General features: G+C 70.1%; 11 protein-coding genes. 8 read left to right on the forward strand and 3 right to left on the reverse strand.

Annotation, left to right across the window (positions count from 1 at the left end; genetic code table 11):
* The first annotated feature begins 143 nt into the window (after nucleotides 1-143).
* The 8 genes from AC1DU4_RS12615 to AC1DU4_RS12650 all read left to right on the forward strand — a co-directional run bounded on the left by AC1DU4_RS12615 (nucleotide 144) and on the right by AC1DU4_RS12650 (nucleotide 14979).
* Nucleotides 144-1142 (forward strand): alpha/beta hydrolase, encoded by a 999-nt coding sequence (locus AC1DU4_RS12615; protein WP_477840275.1) that lies wholly within the window; start codon nucleotides 144-146, stop codon nucleotides 1140-1142.
* Nucleotides 1143-1417: 275 nt separating this feature from the next.
* The gene (locus AC1DU4_RS12620; RefSeq protein ID WP_477840277.1) at nucleotides 1418-3553 is read left to right on the forward strand and encodes an alpha/beta hydrolase-fold protein; all 2136 of its coding nucleotides are present in this window, start codon (nucleotides 1418-1420) and stop codon (nucleotides 3551-3553) included.
* Nucleotides 3554-3685: 132 nt separating this feature from the next.
* A complete protein-coding gene (locus tag AC1DU4_RS12625; RefSeq protein WP_477840279.1) occupies nucleotides 3686-4231 on the forward strand; it encodes a DUF732 domain-containing protein in 546 nt (181 codons plus the stop codon).
* 6 nt (nucleotides 4232-4237) lie between these two features.
* Entirely contained in the window at nucleotides 4238-5218 is a 981-nt protein-coding gene (locus tag AC1DU4_RS12630) for a cutinase family protein (protein WP_477840281.1), read from the forward strand.
* A gap of 99 nt (nucleotides 5219-5317) precedes the next feature.
* Nucleotides 5318-6310: an LLM class F420-dependent oxidoreductase gene (locus AC1DU4_RS12635; protein ID WP_477840283.1), complete on the forward strand. Its 993-nt coding sequence runs from the start codon at nucleotides 5318-5320 to the stop codon at nucleotides 6308-6310.
* 188 nt (nucleotides 6311-6498) lie between these two features.
* Entirely contained in the window at nucleotides 6499-8388 is a 1890-nt protein-coding gene (gene fadD32 / locus AC1DU4_RS12640) for a long-chain-fatty-acid--AMP ligase FadD32 (protein WP_477840285.1), read from the forward strand.
* Nucleotides 8389-8439: 51 nt separating this feature from the next.
* Nucleotides 8440-13437, forward strand: coding sequence for a polyketide synthase Pks13 (gene pks13, locus AC1DU4_RS12645; protein WP_477840292.1), 4998 nt, complete (start codon nucleotides 8440-8442; stop codon nucleotides 13435-13437).
* On the forward strand, nucleotides 13438-14979 hold the full coding sequence (locus AC1DU4_RS12650; RefSeq protein ID WP_477840287.1) for an acyl-CoA carboxylase subunit beta: 1542 nt from the start codon (nucleotides 13438-13440) through the stop codon (nucleotides 14977-14979). It begins immediately after the preceding gene.
* Nucleotides 14980-15072: 93 nt separating this feature from the next.
* On the opposite strand, the gene AC1DU4_RS12655 is transcribed toward AC1DU4_RS12650, so the two are convergent.
* The 3 genes from AC1DU4_RS12655 to AC1DU4_RS12665 form a co-directional block, all read right to left on the reverse strand.
* The gene (locus AC1DU4_RS12655) at nucleotides 15073-16035 is read right to left on the reverse strand and encodes a hypothetical protein (protein WP_477840294.1); all 963 of its coding nucleotides are present in this window, start codon (nucleotides 16033-16035) and stop codon (nucleotides 15073-15075) included.
* 189 nt (nucleotides 16036-16224) lie between these two features.
* Nucleotides 16225-19467, reverse strand: coding sequence for an arabinosyltransferase domain-containing protein (locus AC1DU4_RS12660; protein WP_477840296.1), 3243 nt, complete (start codon nucleotides 19465-19467; stop codon nucleotides 16225-16227).
* A gap of 178 nt (nucleotides 19468-19645) precedes the next feature.
* On the reverse strand, nucleotides 19646-22900 hold the full coding sequence (locus AC1DU4_RS12665) for an arabinosyltransferase domain-containing protein (protein ID WP_477840289.1): 3255 nt from the start codon (nucleotides 22898-22900) through the stop codon (nucleotides 19646-19648).
* Nucleotides 22901-23011 lie beyond the last annotated feature (111 nt).

A 23011-nucleotide genomic window follows, 5' to 3' on the forward strand; every position in this document is an offset into this window, starting at 1 on the left:
GACATACAGTCCACCGAGCGCAGTGTGACCTTGAGCAGTACCACTGCCGTTTTCACATGTGTGGGGAACGGAATGACGTGGCCGACGCCGATCGCCGTGCCGCCGCTGGCGGGCACCGCAGTAAAAGAAAGAGAGCAGTATTCATGCGTATAGGCAGACCGAGGTTCTCTGAACGCCTCAAGCGACGCGTTCTCGGCCTGTCGGCCGCGGCGCTCGTCCTGCCCCTAGCCGCTGGTATTGCGGGTACCGCTGTCGCAGGCGCCGCACCGATCACGCACCGCGCCCCGTCGGGCGGATTCGAAGAGGTGATGGTCCCGTCCTCGATGGGCCCCATCAAGGTCCAGATCCAGTGGGCTGCCCGTGGTGGCAGCGCCGCGCTGTACCTGCTCGACGGCCTGCGCGCCCGTAGCGACCGCAACGCCTGGACGTTCGAGACCAATGCGCTCGACCAGTACCGCAACGACAACATCACCCTGGTGATGCCGGTCGGTGGCGAGTCCAGCTTCTACAGCGACTGGATGGCGCCGTCGAACTTCAACGGTCAGGAGGTCACCTACAAGTGGGAGACCTTCCTCACGAAGGAACTGCCGGACTACCTCGCTACGCGTGGCGTCTCGCGGACCAACAACGGCATCCTCGGCCTGTCGATGGGTGGCTCCGCCGCCCTGACCCTGGCCGCGTACCACCGCGACCAGTTCAAGTTCGCGGGATCGCTCTCGGGCTACCTGAACATCTCGGCGCCCGGCATGCGTGAGGCAATCCGCGTCGCGATGCTCGACGCCGGCCGCTACAACGTGGACTCTATGTGGGGCCCGCCGTGGAGCAAGTCGTGGCTGCGCAACGACCCGTTCGTCTTCGCGCCGAAGCTCAAGGACCTGTCGATGTACGTGTCCTCGGCCAGCGGCCTGCCCGGTCAGTACGACCACCCGAGCAAGGCGATCGACTACTACAACACCGCCAACGGCATGGCGCTCGAGGCGCTGGCGCTGGCGAACAGCCGGGCCTTCCAGGTCCGCCTGGCCACCCTCGGCATCCCGGCGACGTACAGCTTCCCGTCCAACGGAACGCACTCGTGGCCGTACTGGTCCGCCGAGCTGTTCAAGGCCCGGGGCCAGATCCTGGACACCCTGAACGCCTGGTGACCGGGTTCGCCCCAGCACCGTGACTCGATGATGSCGCTCCACCCGACCTACCGGCCGTGTGGGGCGGCATTGTCGTTTTCCGGAAGCTGAACCGAAGTAACAATTGCACCACCGGTCACAGCGAGTCACCCGGCTCGGCCGTTCGCCGACGTGTAGAAAGAATCACGAGCGGCTGGCGTCCACGTGTGGCGTCGCCCGGGCCGGGGGTTGACCGAGATCCGAGTGTCGAGCCGATGAGCAGTGTGGCCGAAGAGCAGAAAGTGAGTCACCGTCAGATGCGACCAGCACTGAGGAAGCCGGGCTTCGGGCCCGAGGGGACGGCGTCTGGCAGGACTCGTCGCGGGCGCGCCCTGGGGCTGCTGGCGGCCGCGTTGGTGCTGCCGACCGCCGCCGGGCTCACCACCGTGGCGAACGCGGCCCCCGCCGACACCACGACGACGACCACGACCTCCGCGGCGCCCACCACCACGGACTCCGACGACGAGAGTCTGGTCCCGCTGGACAAGACGACTGTCGCCGAGACGACCGCGCCCAAGGCCACCACCGCGCAGAAGGCCACCACCACGCCGAAGGCCACCACCACCACCACGGCGGCGCCGACGACCACGACCACCACCGAGGCTCCGACGACGACCACGGAGGCTCCGGCCCCGCCGCCGCGTGCCGCGACCGCCCGGTCCGCCCCGGCCCCGAACCAGTCGATCCCCGGCGTCTCCAAGGTGCAGTGGATCACCGACCGCCGGGTGGCCCTGTGGGTCGACTCCCCGGCGATGGGCTCGCCCTTCCAGGTGCAGGTGCTGCTCGCGCGTGACTGGAATGCCAAGCCGGACGCGACCTTCCCGGCGCTGTACATGCTCGACGGCCTGCGCGCGCGGGACGACGAGAGCGGCTGGACCATCGAGACGGACGCCGCGAACTTCTTCGCGGACAAGAACGTCAACGTGATCCTGCCCGTCGGCGGCGAGTCCAGCTTCTACTCCGACTGGCTGGAGCCGGACAACGGAAAGAACTACCAGCTCGAGACGTTCCTGACCAAGGAACTCCCGCCGGTCCTCGAGAACAGCCTGCGGACCACCGACACCCGCGGCGTCATCGGCCTGTCGATGGGCGGCACCGCCGCGATGGCGCTGGCCGCCCGCAACCCGGGCTTCTTCAAGTTCGCCGGTTCCTTCTCCGGCATCCTGACCACCACCTCGCTGGGCATGCCGCAGGCCGTCCAGTACGCGATGACCGACGCCGGCAAGTACAACGCCGCGAAGATGTGGGGACCGCCGAGCAACCCCGAGTGGGCGGCGCACGACCCGTACGTGCAGGCCGAGAAGCTCAAGGGCACCAGCCTGTACATCTCCAGCGGCAGCGGCATGACCGGCCCCTACGACCAGCCGTCCGGCATCCCCGGCGTGTCGACCAACTACGCGGGCATGGGCCTCGAGATCCTGTCCCGGCTCACCTCGCAGAACTTCGCGACCAAGCTGAACAAGCTCGGCATCCCGGCGCAGGTGAACTACCGCCCGTCCGGAACCCACTCGTGGCCGTACTGGCAGTTCGAGCTGCACCAGGCCTGGCCGCAGGTGGCCAACACGCTCGGCGTCCCGGTGGACGCCCCGGCGTGTGCGCCCGGCGGCGCCATCGCGTCCGTCGCGAACGCCAACCCCTGGCTCGGTGGCTGCGTCACCGGCGAGTACGGCGTGCCCGGCGGTGTCGCGCAGGACTTCCGCAACGGTCGGATCTTCTTCTCCGGTGGCACCGGCGCCCAGGTGGTGGCCGGCATGATCGGCGGCGCCTACCAGGCCATGGGCGGCCCCGGCGGCCCGCTCGGTATGCCGACCACCAGTGAGAACGGCACCCCGGACGGTCGCGGCCGGTACAACCACTTCCAGGCAGGCTCGATCTACTGGACCCCGCAGACCGGTGCACACGCGGTCCGCGGCGCCATCAGGGACGAGTGGGCCAAGCAGGGCTGGGAGGGCGGTCCGCTCCGGTACCCGTCGGCCGACGAGATCAACACCCCCGGCAAGGACGGCGCGGTGCAGGGCTTCGAGATCGGGGCCATGTACTGGAGCCCGGCCAACGGTGCCAACGCCGTGCAGGGCCTGATCATGCAGAAGTACGGCTCGATGGGCTACGAGAACGGCTGGCTCGGCTTCCCCAAGACCAGCGAGATCCCCGTCAAGGACGGCGGCCGCTTCAACGCGTTCGACGGTGGCAACATCTACTGGTCGCCGCTCAGCGGTGCCTGGTCCGTCAAGAACGGGCCGGTCTTCGACGCCTGGAAGAGCCAGGGCTACGAGAACGGTCGACTCGGCTTCCCGATCGGTGACGCGCGCGACATTCCCGGCGGGGTCCAGCAGGACTTCCAGGGCGGCAGCATCACCACGGCCGGCGACCGGGGCGACCTCCACTTCCGCTAGATCACCAGGCAGCGGGTCGTGACCGGCGTTCGTCTCCGGTCCCGGCCCGCTGTTGTCGGTACGCTCGATTCCGATTCGCACGGCAGCCGAACGCGGCGGCCACCACCCCGACCCCGAGGACTGACACAGACAATGCTCGATTCCACGCGTAAGCCCCTGGCGCGRGCCCTGGCCCTCGGCGCGATGCTGGCGGTCTCCGTCGGCGTGCTCGCGGGCTGCGGTAGCGACGACTCGACGGCGAGCAGCACCCCCACCCTGACGACCGCCCAGTCGCCCGGGTCGGCGACGGTGCCGCCGCTCAAGACCGACATCGAGGTGCCGCCCTACACGCCGCCCGCGGTCGCCGCGACGGCCCCGCCGGAGACTCCGGAGTCGGTGCCCAGTGGCTTCCCCGGTCCCACCGAGGCCCCCGCGGTCGACGAGCGGGGCCAGGAATTCCTCGACGCGCTCAAGGCCGGCGGCGTGACGCCCGCCGAGGGTGGCGACATCGCGATCTCCACCGCGAACTACATCTGCGCGGCGCAGGCCAACAACCGGCCGGCCGACGAGGTCACCGCGTACGTGACCGGCATGGCGGGCGTCGAGGCCGGGATGAGCGGCGCGACGGTCTCACCGGAAGAGGCGGCGCGGGCCGCCGGCGTCTACATCGCCGCCGCGACCAAGACGTACTGCAAGTAGTCGACGATGGGCGCCGCGAGGAAGGGCCGGAAGTCGGCAGGGGGCCGGTTGCTGCGACTGCTGGTCGTGGTCATCGTGGCGCTCCTGGTCGCCCTCGTGGCGCTGGTGGCCTGGTACCTGCTGGCCGGCCGGGTGCCGTCGCCGCCGCCCGGACCGCCGGCGCCGCCGGAACGGCCCAGCGCGCAGCCGGCGTCCTGTCCCGACGTGCAGGTGGTGTCGATCCCCGGCACCTGGGAGTCCAGCTCCGTGGACGACCCGTTCAACCCGACGGCCAACCCGGCCTCGCTGATGCTCAACGTCACCCGCCCGCTGGAGGCCGAGTTCCCCGGTCAGCGCGCGCAGGTCTACACGGTTCCGTACGTGGCGCAGTTCTCGAACCCGGTGGCGCTGCCGCCGGACGGCCAGATGTCGTACAACAAGAGCCGCGGCGAGGGCACGGCGAAGGCCACCGAGGTGATGGCGTCGATGCATGCCGAGTGCCCGCTGACCAGCTTCGTGCTGATGGGGTTCTCGCAGGGTGCGGTCATCGCAGGTGACCTCGCGGCGAGCATCGGGGCCGGTAACGGCCCGGTCCCGCAGGACCTGGTGCTGGGTGTCGGGGTGATCGCCGACGGCAGGCGCGACCCGGTGGCCGCCCCGACGATCGGCCCGCCGGTGGCCGGTGTCGGCGCGGAGCTCTCGTTGGCGGGGCTGAAGGTGCCGGGTATCACCATGACCGGCCCCCGGCCCGGCGGATTCGGTGCGCTGGCCGACCGGGTGGTGCAGATATGTGCGCCCACCGACGGCATCTGCGACGCCCCGCCGAACGCGTTCAAGCCGGGCAACATGCTCGCGAGCCTGGCTCGGATCGGGGAGTACGTGAACAATCCCGTCCACGCCCTCTACAACACCTTCGTGGTGGATCAAAGCGGCACCACGGCCACGGTCTGGATGACAGACTGGGCCGCCGACAAGGTGCGATCCGCGCCGACCCCCGCGCACGATTAGCGACCGGGGGACACGGACCCGATAGAGTGACCAGTCGGCCACCTGCCACGGCCAGGCCTGGCCCCCGCCGTTCTGCCCAGTCTTCAGGAGAAGTGATCGATGAGTTCCGCCGACGCCGCTGCGCCGCGCAAGTTCCGGTTCGCCGCGGGCGGTGAGGGCAACGCCGAGGAGGGCGGGGCCCGCCGATTCGTCAAGCTGGCGCAGAAGGCCGAGGAACTCGGCTACGACAGCTTCATGATTCCCGACCACCTGGGCAACCAGGTCGGGCCGATCGCCGCGCTCGGCGCGCTCGCCGTCGCCACGGACAAGATCCGCATCGGAACCGCGGTGCTCGCAAACGGCTTCCGTCACCCCGCCGTCCTGGCCAAGGACGCCGCGACCATCGACGTGCTCTCCGGTGGACGGCTGGAACTGGGCATCGGCGCGGGCTGGATGAAGGAAGAGTTCGACAAGGGCGGCATCGCCTACGACAGCCCCGGCGTGCGTATCGCCAAGCTGGAGGAGACGCTGCAGATCCTGGACACCCTGCTGCGTGGTCAGGAGTGCAACTTCCAGGGCAAGTACTTCCAGATCAACGGGCTCAAGGGCAGCCCGCGGCCGCGTCAGGGCCCGCGCCCGCCGATCGTGGTCGGCGGCGGCGGCCCGAAGATGCTCGCGTTGGCGGCCAAGTACGCCGACATCATCTCGGTGGCCGCCCCGAGCAACAAGGAAGGCAAGATGCTGCTGTCCGGCATCACCATGGAGGCCACCGCCGCCCGGGTGGACAAGATCCGGGAGGCGGCCGGCGACCGGTTCGACGACATCGAGCTGAACTGGACGATCACCACCATCGTGCCGACCGACGATCGGGAGGCGATGGCGGAGATGGCGCTGGCCGCCCTGGACAACGGCTACCCGCCGAACATCGAGGTCGACGTGAAGCTCACCGTCGAGGACATTCTGAATTCGCCGTACCTGGCATTCGGCAGTTACGAGGAAATCGCCGACCAGATTCGCGCGGTTCGCGCCCGTACCTCGATGTCTTACGTCGGCATCTTCCCGACGCAGATGGAAGCCTTCGCGCCAGTTATCACCGAGCTCAAGGGCGAGTGAGCAGATTCGCCCTCGCACCGCGCGGTGTCTGTAACATGCTGTTGGTTTGGACTACGAACCGATTCGTTACCGTTACGAGATATGCGAAACAACCAGTAGAGACGATTGCACGATCCCCCCGCGGCCCGTGGGGATGAGCCTGTCGGGACCACGTCGCACCGAGGGCTTGCCTTGGAGGAGAAGAAGGTATGAACCAGCAATTCGATGACTACATCGACGAAGACGGTCAGATCAGGATGATGCCTGGCAGTACCCTCGTCGACCACGTCGAACGGCACACCCGGGAAAACTCGGACGAGCTGGCATACCGCTACATCGACTACTCCCGCGAGCGCGACGGTGAGGTCCAGGAGCTCACCTGGGATCAGTTCGGTCACCGTCTCCGCGCGGTCGCGGCCCGTCTGCAGCAGGTCACCGAGCCCGGTCAGCGGGTGGCCATCCTGGCCCCGCAGGGCCTCGACTACGTCGTCTCCTTCTTCGCTGCCATGCACGCGGGCACCATCGCGGTGCCGCTGTTCGACCCGGACGAGCCCGGTCACGGAGACCGTCTCTACGCCGTCCTCGGCGACTGCAAGCCGTCGGCGATCCTCACCGCGACGCAGTCGGCCGCGGGCGTGCGCCAGCTGTTCCGTCACCTGCCCGCGGCGGAACGGCCGCGGATCATCGCCGTCGACGCGATCCCGGACACCGTCGGCGAGACCTGGGTCTACCCGGAGATCGACCTCGACGACATCGCCTACCTGCAGTACACCTCGGGCTCGACCCGGGTGCCCGCGGGCGTGGAGATCACCCACCGCGCGGTCGGCACCAACGCGCTGCAGATGGTCGACGCCATCGAACTGACCACCGACTCCCGCGGCGTCACCTGGCTGCCGCTGTTCCACGACATGGGGCTGCTCACGGTGATCCTGCCGGCGCTGGGCGGCAAGTACATCACCATCATGAGCCCGCGCGCCTTCGTGGCGCGTCCCTACCGCTGGATCAAGGAACTCGCCGCCATCACCGACGGTGCGGGCACCTTCGCCGCGGCACCGAACTTCGCGTTCGAGCACGCCGCCGCCCGCGGCCTGCCCAAGGACGGCGAGAGCCTCGACCTGAGCAACGTCATCGGCCTGATCAACGGCAGCGAGCCGGTGACCACCTCGTCGATGCGCAAGTTCAACGACGCGTTCGGTCCGTTCGGACTGCCCAAGACCGCGATCAAGCCGTCCTACGGCATGGCCGAGGCGACGCTGTTCGTCTCCTCCACCAAGCACAGCGACGAGGCCAAGGTCATCTACGTCGACCGCGACGAGCTGAACCGCGGTCGCATGGTGAAGGTCGACAAGGACGCCCCGGGCGCCATCGCCCAGGTGTCCTGCGGCTACGTCGCGCGCAGCCAGTGGGCCGCGATCGTCGACGCCGAGACCGGCGGCGAACTGCCCGACGATCACGTCGGCGAGATCTGGCTGCACGGCAAGAACATGGGCAAGGGCTACTGGGGCCGTCCCGAGGAGACCGAGCAGACCTTCCACAACCGGCTCTCCTCCACGCTCGACGGGGGCAGCCACGCCGCCGGCGCGCCCGACGACGCGACCTGGATGCGCACCGGCGACTACGGCGTCTACGTCGACGGCGAGCTGTACATCACCGGTCGAGTCAAGGACCTGGTGATCGTCGACGGCCGCAACCACTACCCGCAGGACCTCGAGGCGACGGCCCAGGAGGCCAGCACCGCGCTGCGCCCCGGCTTCGTCGCGGCGTTCGCGGTTCCCGCCAACCAGCTCCCCAAGGAGGTGTTCGAGGCCGGTGCCGGCGGACTCACCTTCGACGAGGACGACGCGTCCGAGCAGCTGGTGCTCGTCGCGGAGCGGGCACCGGGCGCCGGCAAGGCGGAGCAGGGTCCGATCGCGGACGCGGTCCGGGCCGCGATCTCCACCCGCCACGGCGTCACGGCGCGCGACATCCTGCTGGTGCCCGCGGGCTCGATCCCGCGTACCTCCAGCGGCAAGATCGCGCGGCGGGCCTGCAAGGCCGCGTACATCGAGGGCACCCTGCGCGGCGGATACACGCAGACAGCCTTCCCCGACAGCGTGTGACTTCCAGTTCCTTCCCGACGGGTAGCGTGATGAGTGATGGCTGAAACAGAGATGACAGTCGCGCAGCTGCGCGAATGGCTACGGAACTGGGTGGCCGAGGCCACCGGGCAACCGGTGAGTCAGATCTCCGACGATCGTCCGATGGAGGAGTTCGGGCTGTCGTCCCGCGACGCCGTCGCGCTGTCCGGCGAGATCGAGGAGCTGGTCGGCATCACGCTGGCCGCCACCGTCGTCTACCAGCACCCGACCATCGCCTCGCTGGCCACCCTGATCGTCGAGGGTGAGCCGGAGGTCGCGGACGTCGCCGAGGATGCTTCGTACTACGCGATCAAGGACACCTCGCAGTCGCACGACATCGCGATCGTCGGCATGTCCACCCGGTTCCCCGGGACCGGGCAGACACCCGACGAGATGTGGCAGCTGCTCATCGAGGGCCGGGACGCCGTCACCGAGCTGCCCGAGGGCCGCTGGAACGAGTTCGCCGCGGACCCGATGGTCGCGGACGCCATCGCGAAGGCCAACACCAAGGGCGGCTACCTCGACGACGTGAAGGGCTTCGACGCGGAGTTCTTCGCGCTGTCGCCGCTCGAGGTCAAGAACGTCGACCCGCAGCAGCGCCTGGCGATGGAGCTGACCTGGGAGGCGCTCGAGCACGCCCGGATCCCGGCCAGCGGGCTCAAGGGCGAGCAGGTCGGCGTGTTCATCGGCAGCTCCGCCAACGACTACCAACTGCTCGCCGTCAGCGACCCGGTGCACGCGCACCCGTACGCGCTGACCGGCACCTCGACCGCGATCGTCGCGAACCGCGTCTCCTACTTCTTCGACTTCCGCGGCCCGTCCGTGGCGCTGGACACCGCGTGCTCGTCGTCGCTGGTGGCGGTGCACCAGGCGGTGCAGTCGCTGCGCTCCGGCGAGTCCGACCTGGCCCTGGCCGGCGGAGTCAACATGCTGGTCGCGCCCGCCGCGAGCCTCGGTTTCAACGAGATCGGGATGTTCGCCGCGGACGGCAAGATCAAGGCGTTCTCCTCCGACGCGAACGGCATCGTGCGCGCCGAGGGCGGCGGCCTGGTCGTGCTCAAGCGGCTCGAGGACGCCGAACGCGACGGCGACACGGTGCTCGCGGTGATCGCGGGCAGCGCGGTCAACCAGGACGGCCGCTCCAACGGCATGCTCGCCCCGAACCCCGACGCGCAGGCCGCCGTGCTGCGGCAGGCGTACCGGGACGCGGGCATCGCCCCGTCCGGCGTCGACTACATCGAGGCGCACGGCACCGGCACCATCCTCGGTGACCCGATCGAGGCGGACGCCCTCGGTCGCGTGGTCGGCCGGGGTCGCGACGCCGACAAGCCGGCGCTGCTCGGTTCCGCGAAGACGAACTTCGGCCACCTCGAGGCCGCGGCGGGCGCCGCCGGCCTGATCAAGGTCGTCCTGGCGATGCGCGAGGACAAGCTCCCCGCCTCCCTGAACTACGCGGGACCCAACCCGTACATCGACTTCGACAAGGCGCACCTCCAGGTGATCCCCGAGGCCACCGACTGGCCGCGGTACACCGGCCACGCCGTCGCGGGCGTCTCCGGCTTCGGCTTCGGCGGCACCAACGCGCACGTGGTGGTTCGCGAGTACGAGGCGGCTGCGCCGCCCGTGAGCACTCTTGGTGGCCAGGACGACCGGAACGACGCACAGGCGACGGAGTCGCTCGACGTCGTGGCCGAGGCCGCCGGCGTGCTCGCCGACGCCGCCGAGTCGATGGGCATCGAGCCCGTCGCCGTAGAGTCGGTCGACGCGGAGCCGATGCCGGTGCTGCTCGCCGTCTCCGCCGCGCTGCCCTCGCGCCGCCGTCGGGCCGCCGCGGACCTGGCCGACTGGCTCGAGACCGAGGAAGGCAGCACCACCGAGCTCGCCGACCTGGGCCGCGCGCTGGCCCGCCGCAACCACGGCCGTTCGCGCGCCGTCGTGCTGGCCCGCACCCGCGCCGAGGCCATCACCGGCCTGCGGGCCGTCGCCGCGGGCAAGCCCGGTCAGGGCGTGTTCTCCGCGGACGCGCCCGCCACCAACGGTCCGGTCTGGGTGTTCTCGGGCTTCGGCTCGCAACACCGCAAGATGGCCAAGCAGCTCTACCTGAACAACGCCGTGTTCCGGAAGGCGGTCGACGAGGTCGACGAGCTGATCGAGTACGAGGCCGGCTACAAGATGGCCGAGAAGTTCCTCGACGACTCGGTCGACTACGACGTCGAGACCTCGCAGGTCGGCATCTTCACCATCCAGATCGGCCTGGCCGCGGTGCTCCGCCACCACGGCGCCGACGCGGATGCGGCAGTCGGGCACTCGATGGGTGAGGCCGCCGCGGCGTACGTCACCGGCGGGCTCTCGCTCGAGGACGCGGTCCGCGTCATCACCGCCCGGTCGCGGCTGATGGGCGAGGGCGAGTCGGTGCTCTCCGGCGACGACATCCGCCTCATGGCGCTCGTCGAGTACAGCGCCGCCGAGATCGAGTCCGTCCTCGGCGACTTCCCGCACCTCGAGGTCTGCGTGTACGCGGCCCCGACGCACACCGTGATCGGCGGACCGCAGCCCGAGGTGGAGGCCATCGTGGCCCGCGCCGAGGCGGAGCAGAAGCTCGGCCGGATCCTGCAGACCAAGGGCGCCAGCCACACCTCCCAGGTGGACCCGATCCTCGGCGAGCTGGCCGCGGAGCTGGCCGGCATCGAGCCGCACAAGCTGACGGCCGGGCTGTACTCCTCGGTGGACAAGGAGACCTTCTACCGCGCGGGTCACGACCCGGTGCACCAGGTCGAGTACTGGACCAAGGGCATGCGCCACAGCGTGTACTTCACCAATGCGGTGCGGATGGCGGTCGACGCCGGGCACACCACGTTCGTGGAGCTGGCACCGAACCCGGCCACGCTGATGTCGGTGGCGGCGACCGCGTTCGACGCGGGCCTGCACGACGCGCAGCTGATCCCGACCCTCAAGCGCAAGGAGGACGAGGAGCTGGGCGTCCTCACCGCCCTGGCGCAGCTCTACGTGCACGGCCACAAGGTGGACCTGCCGTCGCTGTTCGAGGCCGGCGCCTTCGCCAACCCACCGCGGACCGCGTTCCTGCGCAAGGAGCACTGGCTCGACATCCGGATCGGTGCGTCCGGCAGCGGTCGCCCGCCCGGCGCGCACGTGGCGCTGCCCGACGGCCGGCACGTCTGGGAGGTCGCGGCGGATGCCGTCACCGACCTGAACGAGCTGGTCGCCGCGGCCGCGGCGCAGGTGCTCGCGGACGTCACGCTGACGGCCGCCGTCGCGCACGGCGAGCTGCCGGCGTCCGGCACCCTGACCACCACGCTGAATCGGCACCCCGGCGGTGCGTCGCTGCAGGTGCACGGCAAGCAGGGTGCGGATTTCGTGCTGCTGCTCGACGCCGTCGTCACCTCCGGTGAGGCGCTTCCCGAGCTCGTGGTCGCCGCGCCGGCCGAGCGGTCCAGCTCGCCGATGGAGGAGCTGCCCGCTGTCGAGGAGTCGTTCGGGGACCGTTGGGACCCCGAGAGCGGCCAGAGGCTCGAGGACCGGTTGGCGCTGATCGTCGCCGAGTCCATGGGGTATTCGCCCGAGGACCTGCCCGCGGAGATCCCGCTGATCGAGCTGGGCCTGGACTCGCTGATGGCGGTCCGGATCAAGAACCGCGTCGAGTACGAGTTCGACATCCCGCAGCTGCAGCTGCAGGCGGTGCGCGACGCGAACCTGCGCGAGGTCGAGAAGTACCTGCGCTACGCGATCGAGAACCGTGAGGAGGTAGCGGCGCTCGCCGAGCAGCAGCGTCGCGACAAGGAGGCCGAGGCCGAGGCCGAGCTCGCCGCCGCCGCACTCGATTCCGCGCTGGCGGACGAGACCACCAGCCCCGTCGCCGAGGCCGAGGAGATCGTCGCCGAGGCGGAAGAGACTGTCGCCGGGGCGGGGCAGGACGAGTCGGACGGGGAGATCAACGTCCCGCCGCGCGATGCCGCCGAGCGCCTGACGTTCGCCACCTGGGCGGTGGTGACCGGCAAGTCCGCCAAGGGCATCTTCAACATCCTCCCGGTGCTGGACGACGACACCGCGGAGAAGCTGGCCGCGCGACTGACCGAGCGGGCCGGCGGCGAGGTGAGCTTCGACGACGTCCTCGACTCCGAGACCGTCGAGCAGCTCGCCGAGAAGGTGCGCGAGCACCTCGAGGACGGCGTCAAGATCGAGGGGCTGGTGCGAACCCTGCGCGAGCGTCCCGAAGGTTCCACTGCCGTACCGGTCTTCGTCTTCCACCCGGCCGGCGGGTCCACCGTCGCCTACGAGCCGCTGCTCAGGCGACTGCCCGCGGGCACCCCGATGTACGGCTTCGAGCGCACCGAGGGCTCGATCGAGGTGCGGGCGGCGGAGTACCTGCCGCTGATCAAGGAGATCCAGGGCGACGGCCCGTACGTGCTGTACGGCTGGTCGCTCGGCGGCGTCCTGTCCTACGCGGTCGGCAAGATGCTGCGCGAGGAGGGCAAGGACGTCCGGATCATCGGCCTGATCGACACGGTCATGGCGGGCGAGGAGGTCGAGGAGACCCCCGAGGAGATCCGCAAGCGCTGGCAGCGGTACGCCGCGTTCGCGAAGAAGACGTACAACGTCGACGCCCCGCTGCCGTACGACAAGCTGGCCGCGGCCGAATCCGACGAGGATCAGATCCAGATCCTCATGGAGCTGCTGAAGATGAGTGGCGCGAAGATCCCGGGCGGGATCATCAAGCACCAGCGCACCTCGTGGCTGGACAACCGGGCACTTCAGACGGCGAAGCCTGACAAGTACGACGGGGACGTGGTGCTGTACCTCGCGGACCGGTACCACGACGACGCGATCGCGCTCGAGCCTGCGTTCGGGACGCGTGCACCCGACGGCGGCTGGGGGAAGGTCGCCTCGAATCTGGAGATCATCCACGTCGGCGGCGATCACATCCAGATCGTCGACGAGCCGTACATTGCCAAGGTGGGGGCTGACCTGACCAAGAAGCTGGCCCTGATCGAGGCCGAGAACCGGAGCAACTGAGTGACCACCACCGCAGACAAGCTGGCGGAACTTCGCGAGAAGCTCGAGGCGTCGAAGGCCCCGGGCAACCCGAAGGCCATCGCGCGGCGCGCGGAGAAGGGCCTGCCCACTCCGCGCGAACGCATCGACATGCTGCTCGACCCGGGCAGCTTCGTCGAGGTCGGCCAGCTCGCCCGGATGGCGGGCGATCCCGCCAACCCGTACGGCGACGGCGTCGTCACCGGGCACGGCACCGTCGAGGGCCGGCCCGTCGCGGTGTTCGCGCACGACCAGACCGTCTTCGGCGGCGCGGCCGGCGAGATCTTCGGCCGCAAGGTCTCCGCGATCCTCGACTTCGCAATGAAGATCGGCTGCCCCGTCGTCGGCATCAACGAGTCCGCCGGCGCCCGCGTCCAGGACGCCGTCGCGTCGGTGGCCTGGTACGCGGAGATGGGCCGGCGTCACGAGCCGCTGTCCGGGCTGTGCCCGCAGATCTCGATCATCCTCGGCAAGTGCGCCGGTGGAGCCGTCTACGCGCCGATCAACACGGACGTCGTGATCGCCACCGAAGAGTCGTACATGTTCGTCACCGGTCCGGACGTCATCAAGTCCGTGACCGGCGAGGACGTCAGCCTCGACGATCTGGGCGGCGCCCGCAAGCAGGCCGAGTACGGCAACGTGCACCACGTCGCGCCGGACGAGAAGGCCGCGTTCGAGTACGCGCGCAAGTACCTGAGCTTCATGCCGTCCAGCTGCACCGAGCAGCCCCCGATCGTCAACCCCGGTCTCGAGCCGGAGATCACCGAAGACGACCTCTCGCTCGACACGTTCATGCCCGACGCCGACAACTCCGGCTACGACATGCACGACGTGCTGCTGAAGATCTTCGACGACGGCGACTTCCACGAGGTCCGCAGCCAGACCGCACAGAACATCATCACCGGCTTCGCTCGGGTCGACGGCCGTCCGGTGGGTGTGGTCGCGAACCAGCCGATGCACCTCTCCGGCGCGCTGGACGCGGCGGCGTCAGACAAGGCCGCGCACTTCGTGCAGGTCTGCGACGCGTACAACATCCCGCTGGTGCTGGTCGTGGACACTCCGGGCTTCCTGCCGGGCGTCGAGCAGGAGAAGATCGGCGTCATCAAGCGCGGTGGCCGGTTCCTGTTCGCCTACGTCTCGGCAACCGTGCCGAAGGTGACCGTCGTGGTCCGCAAGTCCTACGGCGGCGGCTACGCGGTGATGGGCTCCAAGCAGCTCGGCGCCGACGTGAACTTCGCCTGGCCGACCGCCCGTATCGCGGTGATGGGCGCGGAGAGCGCGGTCGCGGTGATCGGCCGCAGGCAGATCGAGGCGGCCGGCGAGAACGCCCCCGCCGTGCGGCGGGAGCTGATCAACTTCTACAACGAGCACGTCGCGACCCCGTACGTCGCGGCCGAGCGCGGCTACATCGACGCGGTGATCGACCCGTCGACCACCCGCCTCGAGATCCGCAAGGCGCTGACGCTGCTGCGCGGCAAGACGGTCGCCAAGAACCCGCGGAAGCATGCGCTGATCCCGTTCTGACCGTCCCGCCCTTCTCCTCCCCAATGTCACATTGGTTACCCACAGGGTCCCCAATGTGACATCGGGGAACCGGGACGTGGGTGGTCAGTGCGGTCAGGATGCCGGCCGCAGGCGCACGTCGGGCCGGGGCCTCGACTGCGCCAAGAGATAGTTCTGCTGGAGCTCGTGGAGCACCAGGTCCGGCTGGTCCCGCACCGTCCGCGGCAGGTGCGTGAGCACGATGATGCCGTGGCTCTGCATCCGTGCCCGCCTGATCAGCGTCTGTTCGTGATCGCGGACGTTCAGGTGATGCTCGAGGGAGTCGATTTCCCAGGCCATCGCGACGGAGTCGATCCAACCGTCCGGCCTCGCGATGAAGCTGCCTGTGCCGGTTTCGATCTCACGATTGTGGACCATCGGCGGCAGACCGCTGCGCCGATAGAGTTGCTGCGCTGCGATCTCGGCGACGGAGTGGGCGTCGGCCGCGAGTTCACGCAGAACCGATCGTGGCAGCGCGGTGCCGCGCCGCGACCCCTCGGCAAGTTCGATCGCCAGTTCCTCGACCGAGGTGTCGCCCCGCTGGATGACTTCGCTGAGCAGCGCCCGGCAGGCATCCCTTCGTCGCAAGCGGCGCGCGACGTCCAGCACGGCTCGGGTGACCGGTGCGCAGCGGAGCGAGCCTCGCCGGATCGGAGCCTGCGGTATCCGCCATGTGCGCTCGGTCTGGACGAAAGCAGAAGCTGCCCTGTGCTGTTCAGCTGGGATCAGCAGCAGCAGCCCATTCATGGAGGCGGAGCGTCGGTAGCCGTGTGCAGCGAGGGCCGCGTGGCCCGAGAGGACGCAGTTGTCGCCGCCGTACATCACCGCTGCGGTCGCCCGCTCGAGCTGCGTCGGGAAACCGTTGTGCAGCAGGACGATGCCGGGGAGCACCCGCTGCCAAGGTCCGCCCGGTAGGCAGCGACTGGAGATCGCCTTCGGTGAGACGCCGAGTGCCTTCAGAGTTCTCGACCGGATGACCAGGTTGAGGCTGTGGGCGACGATCCTCGCGTATTCGGCCTCGCGGTCAGCTCGATTCACCCGTTCAGGTTGCCCGAGACGATGCACGGTACGAGTCCGTCGAGCCCCGATTCGGGGTGCCCTGTGGATGGAATCCGGACCTGTGGACAACCGTCCGTCCCGCGCCAGGATCCCGCCCGGCCCGGTCCCCAATGTCACATCGGGGACCCTGTGGGCAACCAATGTGACATTGGGGAAAGTGCGGGCGGGCTAGTAGACCCGCATCATCCCGGGGTTCCAGAAGCCGGACCGGGTGACCTCGCTGGTGTCGACGGTCGCGGCGGTGGCGTCGGGGAAGAACCGGTTGTACCGCTCGAGCGCGCCCCAGTCCCGGCCCCAGTCGTCCTTGAGGTAGGTGGGCACGGTCGACGGCTCGGCCAGCATCTCGGTCCAGCCGAGCGGTCCGCCGTTCTCCTGCGACTGCCAGGTGTCGGTGGAGCTCACCGCCAGCGGGCGGTCCGGCTTGATCCGGTAGTTGGGCATCTCGGCGACGCCGTACAGGTGGTCGAACGGGCGCTGGCAGGGGAACTGCAGCCCGACCGCCCAGTCCAGGAGCACCGGCTGGGTGGAACCGACGAAGTCGTTGAGCGTCTGCAGCTGCGGCACCCGCGGCGGGGTGAACGCGAGCCACTGGTCGCCGGTGAGGTTCGGGTCGTGCGCGAGCACCCGCACCACGTTGGTCTCCGCGGGCAGCTCGTCGAGCGGGATTCGCAGGTTCCGCCAGGACGGCGCGGGCCCGATGTCCTTGGGCAGGTAGGTGCCCAGCGCGGTGACGGCGCCGCCGGCGTCGCGGTGTCCGTACTCGAGCAGCAGCGACTGCCCGTAGGTGGACTCGCCGTCCTTGGTCTCCGACCAGATCCGACCGGCCGCGGTGACGACCACGAGCGGGGCGTCCTCGGTGCGCTCGGGCAGCTGGTACCAGCTGGTGGTGACCTTCGCGGGTTCCTGCACGCCCGGCTGGTAGCTGCCCAGGACCGGGGTGGTCGCCGGGTCCAGGCCGAACGGGAGCTTCGCGGTGCTGCCGTTGACGCCCTGTGCGCCGGTGCCGCCGGAGGTGCCGGCGTTGGAGCCGGTGGCGAAGTTGGCGCCGACCGACTGCGAGTCGGTGTTCGACTGCCCGGGCTTGACCTCGGTGTAGTCCGCGGTCAGGTCCTCCGGCACGCCGTTGGGGCTGAAGCCCGTCGGGGCGACGCCGGCCAGCGGGTCGTTCGGGTCGGTCGGCGGCTGCGCCGGGTCGAGCACCGGCTGCAGGCGTCCGGCGTTCGCGTCGGCCTCCGTGAGCACGTCGGTGGCCAGCCCACAGCTCGAGCCGGTGACGGCGTCGACGTTGGAGCGGGCCAGCGAGTACGCCGGGTACTGCGCGACCGCGCCCTTGGCGAGGGAGAGGATCTCGAAGAGCACCATCGCCGCGGCGACCACGGTCAGCGGCATCGCCGCGAACTTCTTGATCCGCCGGCCCTTCTCGGTGGAGGCCTTCACCTCGGTGCCGATGAAGTCCTCGCGGAAGTACTGCCAGCCCACCAGGAGGATCGCCGCCACGAACAGCGCGAGCAGCGCGGTGTTGAGCTCGAAGCCGGCGAGCGAGACGGTCTTGTCGAACCACGGGATGCCGTAGCTCGAGACGTACCACCAGCCGTTGATGCCGGAGAACGAGAACGCGAGCACCAGCAGCAGCCCGGCCGCGAACATGGTGCGGTTACGGCGCGAGCGCAGCGCGCTGGCCGACACCGCGACCGCGGTCAACGCGGCCAGCGAACCGGCGATGCCCGCGTACACACCGAAGTGGTGGGTCCACTTGGTGGGGTTGAACATCATGAAGAAGATCGTTCCGAACACCACGCCCAGCAGCCGCCAGGACGGGCCGACGGCCGCGCCGGGAATCCGCTTGCGGCGCAACAGCACGAACAGCGTGGTGAACAGGCACAGCATCATCACCAGGAAGGCGAAGCGGCGCGAGACCGAACCGTCGACGGTCTGCACGAACAGGTAGTAGTACCGGAGGAACTCCTCGTACCAGTTCATGTTCGGGCCGATCAGGGTGCGCACCCGGGTGGCCTCGCGGACCCCGGCGAAGGTCTGGTCGGCGAACACCGCGACCAGCACGACCGTGCCGGCGGCCATCAGCGGCGCGAGCAGCGGCCACAGCCCCACCTCGCGGTGGCGGCGGACCAGGATCCGCAGCATCGGCCGGGCGCCGGCGAGCAGCGCGGCCACACACATCAGGCCGGTCGGGGCGGCGCCGAGGGAGAACGCGGCGATCACGATGGCGACGGCGGCCGGCAGCAGGCGTCCGGTGGCAATGGACCGCTCCACCGAGCACCAGGTCAGCAGGGCGCCGAGGGCCACGATCGGTTCGGGGCGCAGGCCGTTGTTGTAGGGCATCCAGAATGCGAGGAACACCAGTGCGCCGGTCCAGACGGCGGCCTGACTGTGCCGCACCGCCCGCCCGAGGCGCGGGATCACCTCGCGGCTGATCACCATCCAGCAGAGGATTCCGGCGAGCAGCGCCGGCAGCCGCATCCACGGGCTGGCGGTGGAGATCTTCGCCATCGCGGCGAGCACCTCGTAGTACCAGCCGAACGGCGCCTCGGGGACACCGAACCAGCGGAAGTAGTTCGCCATGTAGCCGGCGTGCTCGGACGCGCGGGCCATGGTCAGCAGGTAGCCGTCGTCGGCGGTGTTGGCGCCGATGAAGTGCCAGAGCACCAGGGCCGCGGTGACGGTCGCGTCGATGGGCCGGAAGCGCCACCAGCTGGAAGGCAGGAAGCGTCGGTGCACTCGACCGTCGGTGCCGTCGAGGCGGCCCAGCGCGACCAGGGAGGAGATGGTCAGCAGCACGGCCAGCACCATCGCGGCCAGCTTCACGAACGTCGGCGACGAGGTGAACCGGCTGTCGATGTTCGCGGTGAAGGTCAGGTCGGACGGCGCCGCGCCGTCGAGGCTGGAGAAGACGCCGACCAGCTGCGGGCGCAGGTCGCCGGTGAGGGTGCCGGTCGCCGGCTGCCCGTCGACGGTGAGGCCCTCGAACGTGGCGGTGGTCTGGTCGATGTCCGAGACGATGGTCAGCGCGGAACAGCCGCCGGACGCGACGGCGTCGCGCGGCGCGGTGGCGACCACCACGTTGCGGTCGAGGACGTCGACGGTGCTCTCGGTGACCCGGACGAACATCGCGTTCAGCGACGCCTCGGAGCCCTGCGGCGGCGCGGTGGCCAGCAGCAGTCCGCCCGACGCCGGCAGGTCCCGGACGAGCCGGCACGGCACGCTGGCCTGCAGGTCGATGGGCACCTGTGCCATCAGCGGTGCGTCGACGTTGCCGATCACCCCGGCCTGCGGCCAGTTCAGCGCCGCCGCGGTCTGCTTGACGGGCAGGAACGGCGTCGCGACCGCGAGCACGAACCCGAGCAGCCCGGTGACGATCGCGATGAGCCGGGCGGTCCGGTACTTCGCGCGCATGTCCACGGAGGTCGATATTGCGGGCGGGCGAGGGGGAGCTGTCACGGCTTCGGGCACGATTGACGATGGTATGCGAGCGGCCGTGGCGGATCACACCGCGTCGGGATTGTCCGATATCGCGAACGCGGGTGCGGGCGCCCGTGTATGGGGTCGCCTGCACCCGCGTTCGCGGTCCCGGTCAGCGCGCGGCGAGCGGCCCCGGGCTCCACAGTCCGGACCGCGTGACCGGCTCGGTGTCGACCTGTCCGGTCACCGCGGCGGGGTCGAGCGGGGCGTACTTCTCCAGCGAACCCCAGTCCCGCGCCCAGTCCTTGTTCAGGTAGCTCGGCATGGTCCGTGACGTCAGCAGCAGGTCGATCCAGCCGAGCGGGCCGCCGCCGATCTTGTCCTGCCAGCCGTTGGTGGAGTCCGCGCCCACCCGGTCGGGCAGGATCCGGTACTCCGGCACCTCGGCGACGCCGTACTCGTGCGCGAACGGGCGCTGGCAGGGGAACGACAGCCCGACCGACCAGTCCAGCAGCACCGGCGCGGTGGTCCCGACCACCTCGTTCAGCGTCTGTAGCTGCGGCACCCGCGGCGGCGTCACGGCCAGCCACTGCTTCGGGGTGAGGTCGCGGTCGTCCGCGACCAGCCGGACGGCGTCCGCGTCGGCGGGGATGTCCGCCATCGGCACCCTCAGGTTCCGCCAGGACGGCGACGGCCCGATGTCGATCGGGGCGACGCGGCCGCGTATCTCCACCTGGCCATCGTCCGTGCGGGTGCCGTACTCGACGGCGAGGTCCTGACCGGGGGTGACCACACCGTCCTTGTCGACCGAACGGATCCGGCCGGCGGCGGTGACCACGAGGATCGGTGCGGCGTCGCTGCGTTCGGGCAGGCCGTACCAGTCGGAGATCAGCTGCGCGGGCACCTGCTCGCCGACCTGGTAGCTGCCGAGAACCGGGGTGCGCGCGGGGTCGAGGCCGAACGGCAGCGCCACGGAGCTGCCGTTGACGCCGGTGGCGCCGGTGCCGCCGCCGGTGCCCGCGGCCGTGCCGGTGGTGGTCGTCGTCGTGGTCGAGTCGAGCGAGTTGGCGCCGCCCGCGCCCTTGTTCTCCGCGTCCGCGGTGAGGTCGACGGGCACGCCGTTGGGGGTGAAGCCCTTCGCCTCCTCGCCGCCGAGCGGGTCGGGTGCGCCRGAGAGCGCGCTGAGCATTCCGACGTTGGCGTCCGGCTCGATCAGCACGTCGTCGGCGAGCGCGCAGGTGTCGCCGGTGAGGGTGTCGAAGTTCGACCGGGCCACGGAGTACGCCGGGTACTGCGCGACCGCGCCCTTGGCGAGCGAGAGCACCTCGAAGAGCACGACGAAGGCCGCCGCCAGGGTCAGCGGGGAGTCGAGCAGCGCCCGCCAGCCGTGGGTGGGCACCGGCCGTTCCTCCGCGAGGTACGGCTGACGCAGGTGCTGCCAGCCGGCCAGCAGCAGCGCCAGCACCGACAGCACGAGCAGGCCGTTGGCGAAGCTGTTGCCGCCGATGGACGGCGGCTTGTCCCACCACGGCACGCCGTAGCTGGACACGTACCACCAGCCGTTGGAACCGGAGAAGGCCATGGACAGCAGGAACAGCACGGCGGCCGCGAACAGGGTGCGGTTGCGGCGCGAGCGCAGGGTGGCGGCGGCGACGGCCACCGCGGCCAGGGCGGCGACCGAGCCGGCGATGCCGGCGTAGACACCGAAGTGGTGCGTCCACTTGGTGGGCGTGAACATCATCAGCAACAGCGAGCCGACGATGATGCCGAGGATCCGCCGGGACGGTCCGGCGGCGGTGCCCGCGATGCGACCGCCGCGGCGCAGCATCATCATCCCGCACACCACCACCGACAGGATCATCACGAACACGCCGAACCGGCGGGCCAGCGAGCCGTCGGGGGAGACGTTCATCAGCGCGTCGTACCGGTGGTACTCGTCGAACCACGGGACGTTGGGGCCGACCGCGGACCGCACCCGGGTGGACTCGAGCACGGTGGCGAGGGTCTGGTCGGCGAAGATCACGATCAGCACCACCAGGCCGGCGGCGCCGATCGGCGCGAGCAGGGGCAGCCAGCCGACCTGCCGGGCGCGGGTGACGACGATCTGCACGAGCGGCCGCGCGCCCACGATCAGGGCGGCGACCGCGATCAGCCCGGTCGGCCCCGCGGCCAGGGAGAACGCCGCGATCAGCACGCCGACGGCGGCGGGCAGCAGCCGTCCGGTGGCGATCGCCCGCTCGATCGAGCACCAGGTCAGCAGCGCGCCGAGGGCGATGATCGGTTCCGGGCGCAGGCCGTTGTTGTAGGGCAGCCAGAACGAGAGGAACACCAGTCCGGCGGTCCACAGCGCGATCCGGTTGTGCCGCACCGCCCGGCCGAGGCGGGGGATCACCTCCCGGCTGACCACCATCCAGCACAGGATGGCGGCGATCAGGGCCGGCAGGCGCATCCAGGTGCTGGCCGTGCCGACCTTGGTCATCAGCGTGAGCACGTCGTAGTACCAGCCGAACGGGGCCTCGGGGACGCCGAACCAGCGGAAGTAGTTGGCCATGTACCCGGCCTGCTCCGAGGCCCGTGCCATGTTGAGCAGGTAGCCGTCGTCGGAGGTGTTGGCGCCGATGAAGTGCCAGAGCACGAGCACGCCCGCCACCAGCGCGTCGACGCCGGTGAAGGTCCACCAGTGCCGCGGCAGGAAGCGCCGGGCCCGACGGCCGTCGACGCTGTCGAGTCGGTGCAGGGCCAGCAGCGCGAGCGCGGTGGCGAGGACACCGACGATCATCGCGAGCAGCTTGAACACCGTCGGGCTGGAGGAGAAGCGGGAGTCGATGTCGGCGTGCACCGCGAGGCCGGCGGGGGCGGCGCCCTGCAGGTCGGAGAAGACGCCGACCATCTGCGGGCGCAGGTCGCCGGGCAGGTCCACGCTGGTGGCCCCGTCGGCGGCGTCCGCGTCTGCGTCGGACAGGCCGGCGAAGGTCGCGGTGGTGTGGGTGGCGTCCGAGTGCACGACGATGGCGCTGCACCCGCCGAGTTCGGCGAGCGGCGCGGAGATCAGCTGGGTGTTGCGCAGGATCACCTGCACGGTCCGGTCGGCATCGGAGCCGACCTTCACAACCAGCCCGGCGAGCTCGGCGTCGGCGGACTGCTTCGGCACGGTCGAGAGGAGGTTGCCGCCGTCGGGCAGCGTCGCGGCCGTCGCGCAGGGCAGGTGCACGTCCAGGCTGATCGGCTCGTAACTGACCAGCGGGGCGTCGATGCTGGTCAGGGTGCCGTTCTGTGGCCAGGAGACGGTGGCCTGCTGCTGCGTCACGGGCAGCAGCGGGGTGAGTACCGCCAGGACCAGGCCCACCAGCCCGGCGACGACTGCGATCAGTCGTGCGGTGCGGAGGGCGGAGCGGTCCGGGGCGGGCGGTGCCCCCGGGTTTGTCACTGTGGGGGTCTCAGGCTCGGCGGGCACAAGGTCCGATCGTATGGGATGCCGCGACGGAGTCGGGCCGAGGCGAGCCGGGGCCGGGGACGCGGGTCAGGGCCGATGCGAGGG

Source organism: Rhodococcus sp. P4_F5 (assembly GCF_056401315.1).

Bases quoted from the DNA above. Each gene is read 5' to 3' on its own strand.
- AC1DU4_RS12660 (WP_477840296.1), bottom strand. From the start codon at position 19,467: ATGCGCGCGAAGTACCGGACCGCCCGGCTCATCGCGATCGTCACCGGG.
- AC1DU4_RS12630 (WP_477840281.1), top strand. From the start codon at position 4,238: ATGGGCGCCGCGAGGAAGGGCCGGAAGTCGGCAGGGGGCCGGTTGCTG.
- fadD32 (WP_477840285.1), top strand. From the start codon at position 6,499: ATGAACCAGCAATTCGATGACTACATCGACGAAGACGGTCAGATCAGG.
- AC1DU4_RS12615 (WP_477840275.1), top strand. From the start codon at position 144: ATGCGTATAGGCAGACCGAGGTTCTCTGAACGCCTCAAGCGACGCGTT.
- AC1DU4_RS12635 (WP_477840283.1), top strand. From the start codon at position 5,318: ATGAGTTCCGCCGACGCCGCTGCGCCGCGCAAGTTCCGGTTCGCCGCG.
- pks13 (WP_477840292.1), top strand. From the start codon at position 8,440: ATGACAGTCGCGCAGCTGCGCGAATGGCTACGGAACTGGGTGGCCGAG.
- AC1DU4_RS12620 (WP_477840277.1), top strand. From the start codon at position 1,418: ATGCGACCAGCACTGAGGAAGCCGGGCTTCGGGCCCGAGGGGACGGCG.